Genomic DNA, 10,659 nt, shown 5'->3' on the forward strand with positions numbered 1-10,659 from the left:
TAAATGTATTTTAACTCCCTAGACTTCGCCCTGTTTTTACCAATAGTTTTTATACTTTATTGGTTTGTAACTAATAAAAATTTAAAACTTCAAAATGCGTTATTAGTTGTGGCTAGTTATGTGTTTTATGGCTGGTGGGATTGGCGTTTTTTATCTTTAATTGTTTTTAGTTCTCTTGTGGATTATACCATTGGATTACAATTAAACCATACAGCACAACCCTCTAAAAGAAAGTTGTTACTGTGGTCCAGTATTCTTGTAAACTTAGGCTTTTTAGGTTTTTTTAAATATTATAATTTCTTTATCGACAGTTTTGTTGAAGCTTTCTCATTTTTTGGGAGTCCAATTCAGCCCAACACGTTAGATATTATTTTGCCAGTTGGTATTAGCTTTTACACCTTTCAAACCTTAAGTTATACCATAGATGTTTATAAACGAAAACTAGAACCTACAAGAGATATCGTTTCGTTTTTTGCCTTTGTTAGTTTTTTTCCACAATTAGTGGCAGGTCCTATAGAACGTGCGACTCATTTATTACCACAATTTTATAAAAAGCGTAAATTTCATTACAGTCAAGCTGTGGATGGATGTAGACAAATACTTTGGGGATTTTTTAAAAAAGTCGTTATTGCAGACAATTGTGCAGAGTATGCCAATCAGATCTTTAATAATTCGGCAGAGCATTCGGGAAGCACATTGTTAATGGGTGCGTTGTTTTTTACCTTTCAGATTTATGGTGATTTTTCAGGATATTCTGATATAGCCATTGGTACTTCAAGATTATTTGGTTTTGACTTAAAGCAAAACTTTGCCTTTCCATATTTTTCAAGAGATATAGCCGAGTTTTGGCGACGCTGGCACATATCCTTATCCACATGGTTTCGGGATTATTTATACATTCCATTAGGAGGCAGTCAAGGTGGCACTTGGATGAAAGTGCGTAACACGTTTATAATATTTTTAGTCAGTGGGTTTTGGCATGGTGCCAATTGGACGTTTATCATTTGGGGATTTTTAAACGCACTTTACTTTTTACCATTATTATTGGCCAAACGTAATCGGACACATTTAAATGTGGTCGCTCAAGATTCAAAACTACCAAGCATTATAGAGCTAGTGCAAATGGGACTTACTTTTGGATTAACCGTTATTGCTTGGGTCTTTTTTAGGGCAGAAAGCGTTACTCATGCAGTAACCTATTTAAAAGGTCTATTTAGTTCTAGTTTATTATCCTTACCAACCATTAGGCCAACTAATTTACTAGTGCTCATTCTGTTTTTTATAGGAATAGAATGGATTGGAAGACGTCAACACTATGCAATTGAAGTGTTATTGCTTAAACAATCTAGGGTTATTAGATGGGCTTTTTATATGATTATAATCGCTATAATTTTTGTTTTTAGCAGTGATAATCAGCAAGAGTTTATATATTTTCAATTTTAAGCATGAAACGTTTTTTATTTACGTTGTTATCGTTTTTTATAATTTTCTTTTTATTGGAAAAAGCTAGTTGGTATTTTATTAATAAAGCACCAGAAAAAGAACATGATAGGCGTTTAGAAAAAATAGTTGCAGGAAGTTTTAATAAAGATTTAATTATTATAGGCTCTTCTAGAGGTGTAAATAATATTTTAGCTTGTCAGTTAGAAGACGAAACAGGTTTGTCTAGCTATAATTTGTCATATAAAGGTGTAGATATCCTTTTTCAATTATTTATCTTGGAAACTTATCTAAAATTTAATCCATCACCCAAAAAAGTATTACTTCTTTTGGACCATAAACACACTTTTGCAAAGGGTAACCCATTGTTTTTTAGAGATGACTTATTATTTCCATTTTCAAAATACAATTATATAAACAATAAATTAATAGCTAGAGGTAAGCGAAATTATGGTTCGAAAATTTTTGGTTTATTAAGGCTTAATAGGAAAGATTTTTCAACTAAAAAGAAAAAAGTATTACCTAATGAGGTTTTAACAGATTGTGGCTCTATGCCAAACCCAATAAAAAGACCAATAACATTGGAGTATCAGGATGAAAAACTGATTTATCAAGTCAACAATGAAAATCCTAAAAAAATTGAAGCTTTTAAAGCTATTCAAAAGTTATGTCAAACAAATAACATTAAGCTAATAACCGTTTTTCCTCCAAATTATAAAGCATTTGATTTTGGGTTTATGAAACGTTTTAATCAATTAAATAACTCTGAAAATTCAGTTATAATTTATGACACCTTAAATCCTATATATAAAAATGAGTCTATTTATTTTGATGAATCTCATTTAATACGTGATGGCGCCAAAATTTTTACCTCAGAAATCAGTGAATTTATAAATTCAAATAAATAATAAGATTGCTTTATTTTATTAACGTTTTGAAAGATTTTCGCTGTTAAATTATGTATTTTAGCACTTGTTACAAAGATTTAAAGTCACCCAATATATGAAAGCGATAGGTTTTATTCCTTTACGTAAAGGCTCAAAAGGTATTCCTGGTAAAAACAAACGTAAAATGGTTGGAAGACCTTTGTATACATGGGTTTTGGGAGAAGCATTACATTCTAATTTAGATGTGGTTTATGTGTATACAGACGACCAATCCATATTAGATTTTATTACAAAAGAATACCACTATACAGATAAAATTAAAGGACTATTAAGAAGTGACAGTAGTGCGACTGATACTGCGTCCACTGAAAGTGCTATGTTAGAATTTGCAGAAAAAATACACTACGATTTTGATGTATTTTGTTTGTTGCAAGCCACGTCACCTTTTACCACAGCACAAGACATTAATAATTGTTTGACCGCTTTGGATAACGGAAAAGATTCCGCCTTAACCGTTGTAAATACCCATCGTTTTTTATGGAAAGCAGATGGTACTGCTATAAACTACAATCCCAACAAGCGTCCAAGACGTCAAGATTTTGAAGGCTTGTTAATTGAGAATGGCGCAGTTTACACTTGTACTAAGCAGGTGTTGCAAGCACACAAAAATAGATTAGGAGATAACATTGGTATTGTTAAAATGCCAGAGGATAGTTTGCACGAAATTGATACGGAATCCGATTGGATCATAGTAGAAAACCTTTTAATAGCACGTCAACAACAATTAAAAAAAGCCGAAAAAATTACACATTTAGTATTAGATGTAGATGGTGTTTTTACAGACGGAACTATAACCTATACCAAGGATGGCGAACATACTAAAAGCTTTGACATGCGTGATGGTATGGGATTAGAGATTTTAAGGCAATTTGGCGTTGAGGTTATGATTATGACAAGTGAGCAATCCGAGTTGGTTACAAAACGCATGCAGAAGCTTCAAATTAAGCAAGTGTTTTTAGGCGTAAAAGATAAATACACCTTACTTAAAACCTTATCAAAACAACAAGGCTTTTCGTTAAATAATGTGGCTTATGTAGGTGATGATGTCAACGATATGTCCAATATTTGTAGTGTTGGTTGGTCCTTAGCACCACAAAATGCCATGACCGAAATTAAATCCATAGCAGATGTTGTATTATCAAAACCATCTGGCGCAGGCGCTATTAGAGAAGCTTGTCAGTTTATAAAAAATTATAATAAAAGATATTAAGTAAATACATGAATACCTACAAAAAACCTTACATCATAGCAGAGATTGGATGTAACCATAAAGGCGATATGCAAATTGCTAAAGAGTTAATCCAAATGGCTAAAATATTTTGTAATGTAGATGCTGTCAAGTTTCAGAAGCGTCATAATATTGAGTTGTTAACGGAAGAACAATATAATAGTCCACACCCAAATCCTTCCAACTCGTATGGCGATACTTATGGTGCACATAGAGAGTATTTAGAGTTTGATGTGGCGCAACATCAGGAGCTTAAGACTTTTTGTGAATCTATTGGGATTGATTATTCAACCTCTGTTTGGGATTTAACATCAGCAAAAGAGATTGCTTCATTACAACCAAAGTTTATCAAAATACCTTCGGCTTGTAATAATAATATTACCATGTTAAAATGGTTATGTGAACATTACAAAGGCGAACTTCATATTTCCACAGGAATGACGACCAAGTCTGAAATTGAAGATTTAGTACAATTATTCAGTAAACATAACAGAGCTAAAGACTTAGTGTTATACAATTGTACTTCTGGCTATCCAGTACCCTTTGAAGATGTTTGTTTATTAGATATTAATCTATTGATTGAAAACTACGGTAACCAAGTTAAACATATTGGTTTTTCTGGACATCATTTAGGTATTGCAGTAGATGTTGCAGCTTACACCTTAGGTGCACCAATTATTGAGCGTCATTATACCTTAGATCGTACTTGGAAAGGAACGGATCATGCTGCGTCATTGGAGCCTATGGGTTTACGTAAATTATCAAGAGATTTAAATGCTGTGCATAAAGCATTAACATTTAAAAGCCAAGACATTTTGCCCATAGAGCAAGTACAACGAGATAAATTAAAAAATCAAAAAGGATAATCTGTTTTTATTATAATGAAAAAAAAAGTATTCGTCTTTTTTCCTGATGGTGTTGGTTTGCGCAACTTTGCCTTTACTGACTTTAAATCTATTGGAGAACAGCATGGTTTTGATATCACATATTGGAATAATACTGTTTTTTCGTTAAAAGACCATTTAGGTTTTAATGAAGTTAAGATAGATAATCATCAAATCCATCCATTAACACCAATTTATTCTCGTGCTAGAAAGCGAGCCGAATTGAATGTGTCTCAGGATAAATTTAATGATGACGTGTATCCTACTTATAAGTTTCCTTTTAATTATAAAGGTGTAAAAAACACGCTTAAAAGTTTATATACCAAGTTACTCATAGGGTTATATTCTTCAGAAAAAGGTGTTGAAAAAATCAGACAAAAAATAAATACATTAGAGCGTCAAAATCCTAAATACGCCTATTGTAAAGCACAATTACAACAACATAAACCAGATTTAATATTTTGTACAACACAACGTGCCACACAATCTATAAGTGCGTTGTTAGCTGCTAAAGATTTAGGCATTCCTACGGTTGCTTTTGTTTACTCATGGGATAATGTACCCAAAGCGATGCAAGTGTTGGAAACCGATTATTATTGCGTTTGGAGTGACCACATGAAGCGCGAAGTCTTACAATATTATCCTTTTGTAAAAGCAGAACAAGTGTTTGTAACAGGGACACCGCAGTTTGAACCACATTATGATACTAGCTTAAAACAAAGTCGAGCAGACTTTTTTAAGCAATACAATTTAGACGTAAATAAAAAATATATTTGTTATTCTGGTGATGACGAAACGACGTCACCTTTAGACCAATATTATTTAGAAGATTTAGCAAATACGGTAAGGCGTTTAAATGCTAAAGGCGAAAATTTAGGTGTTATTTACAGAAAGTGTCCCGTGGATTTTACAACCAGATACGATGCTGTAATCCATGCTAATAAAGATATTATTGAGGTTTTAGATCCCATTTGGAAGCCAATAGGTGACCAATGGAACCAGGTATTACCAGCAAAGGAAGATTTTAAAATGTTGTATAATGTTTGCGAACATTCAGAGTTTGTAACAAATGTTTGTTCATCAACAGTTTTTGATTTTGTTGCGCATGATAAAGCATGCATTTATTATAATTATGAGCAACCCCAACTTAAAAAAGGGATTAGAGATATAGGTCAAAACTATAACTACGTGCATTTTAGAAGTATGCCAAGCCATCAAGCAGCAGTGTTTTGTACCGATAAAAACGATTTGGACCATTTAGTAAAACAAATATTAGATGGTCAATTATCAAATGTGGCAGAAGGAAAAAGATGGTACGAGATAATTGTTGGTACCACACCCACTAAAGCCTCAGAAAATATTTGGAAGGCAATTGACGTAATACTTAATTAAACTTTTTATATTTTAAAAAAAAATAGGAATTATAAATCTTAGTGAGATTAGTCTAAAAAATAATTCATAAATACCAATTCATGCACATCGCTTTTTTAACATCAGAGTATCCACATCCTAAAGTGTCTCACGCTGCGGGAATAGCCACTAGTATAAAAAATCTAGCAGTTGCTTTAGTTGATAAAGGTGAGCAAGTTACTATTTTTGTTTATCATCAAAATGAAGACACTATTATAGATGACCAAGGTGTTACGATTCATTTAATTAAGAAAAAAAAGTACAAAGTCTTTACTTGGTATTTTTATAGAAAACAGCTTCAGTATTATATTAATAAAGTAGTTAAGTCTGAAGCTGTAGATTTAATTGAAGCACCAGATTGGACTGGTATTACAGCTTTTATGAAATTTAATATTCCGTTGGTAATTAGACTACATGGAAGTGATGCTTACTTTTGTAAATTAGATAAACGCAAACAAAAGTTTAAAAATTTTCTCTTTGAGAAAATGGGTTTATTGAAAGCATCAGCTTATATTGCTCCAACAACATTTGCAGGACAAGAGACTGCTAAGATTTTTGGTTTAAACCGAAAAAAAATAAAAACTATTCATTATGGTATACAATTAACTCACTTTGAGAATCAAACACCAAAAATTTACGAAGAAAAAACCATTTTATACATTGGTACAATTATCAGAAAAAAAGGTGTTTTAGAGCTAGCTGAAATCTTTAATACAATTTTAAAAACAGAACCTAACGCTAAATTAAAATTAATAGGAGGTGATGCTTCAGACATAAAGACTGGACACAGGTCTACTTTTGCTTTAATGCAGTCTATCTTTTCAGATCAAGCTAAACAAAATGTAGAGTATTTAGGTAAAATACCTTACAGTGATGTTAAAGCACATATTAAAAAAGCCCATGTTTGTACATTTCCAAGTTTTGCAGAAACTTTAGGTATGGTTACTATAGAGAGTATGGCTTTGCAAAAACCGGTAGTAAATACTAGCATTGGTTGGGCACAAGAGTTGATTGATGATGGTGTCAATGGATTTTTGGTGCATCCTTCGGATATTGAAACTTACAGTAAAACCATATTAAGATTATTTAAAGATCCTGATTTATCAGTAACAATAGGTCGTGCTGCTAGAAAAAAAACTGAATTATCTTTCGATATTAATTGTATTGCAGATAAAAATATTACCTTTTATAAATCAGTATTATTAGACGCTAAAGCTTAATGACTTTAAAAAAAATAAAACAATTTTTAGGTAAAAACCACAAAAAGGCTAAACTATTTGCGCACTATATAAAGTACTTTAGTTTGAAACCACCTAAGAAAAAGCAAATTATAGTTTGCTTTGATGGCTTGTTTCCGCATGGTGGATTAGTAGATCGTTTAAAAGGCATTATCTCTTTTTATCAAATAGCACAAACGTTGGGTTACGATTTTAAAATTAATTTTAATAATCCATTTGAATTAAGCCTCTTTTTGCAACCAAATAATGAGGATTGGCAGATTGATATAAATAAAATGAGATGGCATCCAACTAAAACCAAAACCTTGTATTTAGTAAATAATTTTGATGCTAACCCATTAAAACTAATTAAAAACTCCAAAGCCAAACAGTTTTATGTGTATGCAAATATAGATTATAGTAAAACTAATTTTCCCGATTTAAACACAGAACAATTAGAGAATAAATGGCGCGCTGATTTTAATCAATTATTTAAAAAAAGTGAACTATTGGAAGCTAAATTAAATGCAATTGCAACAACACCATTTATTTCATTTCATTCACGATTTACAACATTAATGGGAGATTTTAAAGATACCACTACTAAAGTTTTATCTGTGGACGAGCAGGACGATTTGTGTAACAATTTATTGACTATTATTAACAGAGTTAAGGCAGCGCATAACAAAAATGCGTTTGTGTTTTCAGATAGTATTAATTTTATCAAATTTGCTAAACAAAAAGGACAAGTTAGTAGTATAGAAGGTCAACCGTTTCACATGGATAATTTTAATAATAACAATAATACAGATGGTCATTTAAAAACATTAATTGATTTTTTTATGATTGCCAAAAGCGATACGGTTTACTTTTTAAACCTAAAGCCTATGTATAGTAGTAGTTTTTCTAAATATGCTGCAATTGTTGGTCAAGCTAATTTTGAAGTATTAGAAGCATGATAATTATTGTTCATCATAAATACAAAACAACTCAAGTAATGGATGCTAAAATGCAAACTATTACAAGAATTGCTGTTGGTAATTCTATAACCCAAACTATTTATGATGTATCGACGACATTTCCTGATGTATTAATTGTTTGGTGTAATGTGGCCTTTTTAAATGTTTTAGATGTTAATGCCATTCCCTCATTATTCCATCATCAACGCGTTTTAGCCAGTTATAATCCTAACGCTAACTTTTATTTGCAAAAACAAATAGGGTATGTGGAACGTTCATTTTATGTTAAAGTGAATAAAAAAGTGACTTACCCAACTTGGATGATGTCAAGTTGTGTTGGAGGTGTACATGCTTCCGTAATTAATACACTTTCAAACGATTTAAATTTTGATATAAACTTTGATTATTTTATAAATTCGTTAGCTAAACGAGCAATGGTTGAAGGGTTGTTTTGTTATTCTGAACCAAAATTGTTACGAGGAAATTTTTCAGCTACAGCTGAAATAAAACAAGGCTCGATTTATGAAACTTTTAAATTTGTAAAGCAACATTACAAATGGGTTTGGGTATTTTTTCTAAGCCTATCCTATCTTGTTTATGAAAAAAAAATAACGCTTTTACCATTAATCAAAAGCCTGTTTTATAAACAACTTAGCACAACATTTAATTTAGAAGTGATACCAATTCAGTCGACCAAAACTGTAATTAGTAAACACGAGATTGATGTTATCATCCCAACCATTGGTAGAAAACAATATTTATACGATGTTTTAAAAGATTTAGCTGCCCAAACGCTATTGCCTAAAAATGTTATTATTGTAGAGCAAAATCCTTTAAAAGGATCTGTGTCAGAATTAAATTATTTAAACAATCAAGACTGGCCTTTTACAATTAAACACACCTTTACGCATCAATCAGGTGTTTGCAATGCTCGTAATTTAGCTTTATCTCAAGTAGACAGCGAATGGACTTTTTTAGGAGATGATGATAATAGATTTGACTCCAAATTAATTGAGACTTTATTTAACCGAACAGGTCAATATGGTGTCCAAGTAGGTACAACAGTTTATCTGCAGAAAAATGAGGTGCAAACCTATTTAAAAACAGCACAGACTAGTATTTTTGGGGCAGGAAATAGTATTATTAAATCTAGTTTAATCCAAAAAGTTAAGTTTAATTTAAACTATGAGTTTAACTATGGCGAAGACACCGATTTTGGAATGCAGTTACGACAACTAGGCGAAGATGTGGTGTACTTTGCAGACATAAAAATAGACCATCTTAAAGCACCAATTGGAGGTTATCGCACTAAAGTTAATCATCCATGGTCAGAAGATAACATTGTTCCTAAACCGTCACCAACCATACAGTTGTTGTATCAAACTTATTTTACACCAGAACAATTATTAGGTTATAAATTATTATTAGGTTTACGCAGCTATAAAAATAGTGATATTAAAAACCCATGGACCTATATTACCCATTATAATAAGCAATGGAAACGTAGTCAATTTTGGAGTTACAAATTACATCAAAACCCAAATGCTTAAACTATACACAAATACTAATTTTTTAACCGAAGCGTATCGACGTCAAGTCTTTCCGTTGTTATTTGATTTGGTATTTAAGCAACACCAAAAGTTACTTGAAATGTATAGTATCGTTTCTAATGTTAATGATGCAAATATTGTCGTTTTACCAATAGATTATGCAGTATTTTTAAAACAAAGAGAACCCTTTTTAGCGCTTTTAAAAGCTGCTAACACAGCAAAACTTCCTATATGGATTTATACTGCAGGAGATTATGGTTTTACCAATTTTATACCTAATAGTTACACCTTTAGATTAGGTGGTTTTGATAGTAAAATGGATGCAAACACTTATGTTTTGCCTTCATTTATAAACGATCCGTATGCTTCCGTGTTGACGCAAGGTTTTACTGTTTTAAAAAAAACAAATAAACCAAATATTGGATTTGTTGGTCATGCACAATCTGGCGTTTTAAAATATTTTAAAGACTATACCAACCACTTAAAATATCAAGTCAAACGAAAGTGTAACAAAATACTAGCAGATAAACAGAGGTTTTACCCATCAAGCGTAAAGCGTGCCAACTATTTAAAACGACTAGCTGTAAATAAAGATTTAGAAACCAATTTTATACTTAGAACTAAATATAGAGCAGGCTCACAAACTATTGAAACCCAACACGAGACTACTCAGCAATTTTACGATAATCTATTTAACAACGCCTATACTTTTTGCATTAGAGGTGTTGGGAATTTTTCGGTTAGATTTTACGAAACTTTGGCTGTAGGACGCATTCCTATTTTGCTCAATACAGATTGTAGGTTGCCACTAAGTAATCAAATAGATTGGACAAAACATTGTTTAATTATAAACGCATCAAGTCACATTACAATAGCAGATCAAATTTTAGAATATCATAATTGTTTAACTGCATCAGCATTTGAGAATATCCAACGCTCTAATCGCAACTTATGGCTTAATACGTTGCAGCGGGACGCTTATTTTTTAGAAATTTATAAACAGTTTAAAACTACATAGTAATTC

9 protein-coding genes are annotated in these 10,659 nt (G+C 31.6%); all 9 read left to right on the plus strand.

Going from position 1 to position 10,659, the window contains the following annotated elements; all coding sequences use genetic code 11:
• Nucleotides 1-3 precede the first annotated feature (3 nt).
• Nucleotides 4-1,443: an MBOAT family O-acyltransferase gene (locus M890_RS0106910; protein ID WP_028282831.1), complete on the plus strand. Its 1,440-nt coding sequence runs from the start codon at nucleotides 4-6 to the stop codon at nucleotides 1,441-1,443.
• A gap of 2 nt (nucleotides 1,444-1,445) precedes the next feature.
• On the plus strand, nucleotides 1,446-2,348 hold the full coding sequence (locus tag M890_RS0106915) for a hypothetical protein (RefSeq protein ID WP_028282832.1): 903 nt from the start codon (nucleotides 1,446-1,448) through the stop codon (nucleotides 2,346-2,348).
• A 94-nt stretch (nucleotides 2,349-2,442) separates the two neighbouring features.
• On the plus strand, nucleotides 2,443-3,597 hold the full coding sequence (locus M890_RS0106920; RefSeq protein WP_028282833.1) for an acylneuraminate cytidylyltransferase: 1,155 nt from the start codon (nucleotides 2,443-2,445) through the stop codon (nucleotides 3,595-3,597).
• Nucleotides 3,598-3,605: 8 nt separating this feature from the next.
• The gene (locus tag M890_RS0106925; protein WP_028282834.1) at nucleotides 3,606-4,481 is read left to right on the plus strand and encodes an N-acetylneuraminate synthase family protein; all 876 of its coding nucleotides are present in this window, start codon (nucleotides 3,606-3,608) and stop codon (nucleotides 4,479-4,481) included.
• Between the two features lie 15 nt (nucleotides 4,482-4,496).
• Nucleotides 4,497-5,891: a glycosyltransferase family protein gene (locus M890_RS0106930; protein ID WP_028282835.1), complete on the plus strand. Its 1,395-nt coding sequence runs from the start codon at nucleotides 4,497-4,499 to the stop codon at nucleotides 5,889-5,891.
• Nucleotides 5,892-5,971: 80 nt separating this feature from the next.
• On the plus strand, nucleotides 5,972-7,129 hold the full coding sequence (locus M890_RS0106935) for a glycosyltransferase family 4 protein (RefSeq protein WP_028282836.1): 1,158 nt from the start codon (nucleotides 5,972-5,974) through the stop codon (nucleotides 7,127-7,129).
• The gene (locus M890_RS0106940) at nucleotides 7,129-8,085 is read left to right on the plus strand and encodes a hypothetical protein (protein WP_028282837.1); all 957 of its coding nucleotides are present in this window, start codon (nucleotides 7,129-7,131) and stop codon (nucleotides 8,083-8,085) included. The genes M890_RS0106935 and M890_RS0106940 overlap by 1 nt, the downstream gene beginning before the upstream one ends.
• Nucleotides 8,082-9,635: a glycosyltransferase family 2 protein gene (locus tag M890_RS0106945; protein WP_028282838.1), complete on the plus strand. Its 1,554-nt coding sequence runs from the start codon at nucleotides 8,082-8,084 to the stop codon at nucleotides 9,633-9,635. Before M890_RS0106940 ends, M890_RS0106945 begins: the two co-directional genes overlap by 4 nt.
• Nucleotides 9,628-10,653 carry an exostosin domain-containing protein gene (locus M890_RS0106950; RefSeq protein WP_028282839.1) on the plus strand — a complete coding sequence of 342 codons (1,026 nt, stop codon included), beginning with the start codon at nucleotides 9,628-9,630 and terminating at the stop codon, nucleotides 10,651-10,653. Before M890_RS0106945 ends, M890_RS0106950 begins: the two co-directional genes overlap by 8 nt.
• Nucleotides 10,654-10,659: the final 6 nt, after the last annotated feature.

Source organism: Olleya marilimosa CAM030 (genome assembly GCF_000518485.1).
Taxonomy (GTDB): Bacteria; Bacteroidota; Bacteroidia; order Flavobacteriales; family Flavobacteriaceae; genus Olleya; species Olleya marilimosa.

Coding starts and splice junctions, on each gene's coding strand:
- M890_RS0106930 (WP_028282835.1), top strand. CDS start 4,497: ATGAAAAAAAAAGTATTCGTCTTTTTTCCTGATGGTGTTGGTTTGCGC.
- M890_RS0106915 (WP_028282832.1), top strand. CDS start 1,446: ATGAAACGTTTTTTATTTACGTTGTTATCGTTTTTTATAATTTTCTTT.
- M890_RS0106925 (WP_028282834.1), top strand. CDS start 3,606: ATGAATACCTACAAAAAACCTTACATCATAGCAGAGATTGGATGTAAC.
- M890_RS0106945 (WP_028282838.1), top strand. CDS start 8,082: ATGATAATTATTGTTCATCATAAATACAAAACAACTCAAGTAATGGAT.
- M890_RS0106910 (WP_028282831.1), top strand. CDS start 4: ATGTATTTTAACTCCCTAGACTTCGCCCTGTTTTTACCAATAGTTTTT.
- M890_RS0106920 (WP_028282833.1), top strand. CDS start 2,443: ATGAAAGCGATAGGTTTTATTCCTTTACGTAAAGGCTCAAAAGGTATT.
- M890_RS0106940 (WP_028282837.1), top strand. CDS start 7,129: ATGACTTTAAAAAAAATAAAACAATTTTTAGGTAAAAACCACAAAAAG.
- M890_RS0106950 (WP_028282839.1), top strand. CDS start 9,628: ATGCTTAAACTATACACAAATACTAATTTTTTAACCGAAGCGTATCGA.
- M890_RS0106935 (WP_028282836.1), top strand. CDS start 5,972: ATGCACATCGCTTTTTTAACATCAGAGTATCCACATCCTAAAGTGTCT.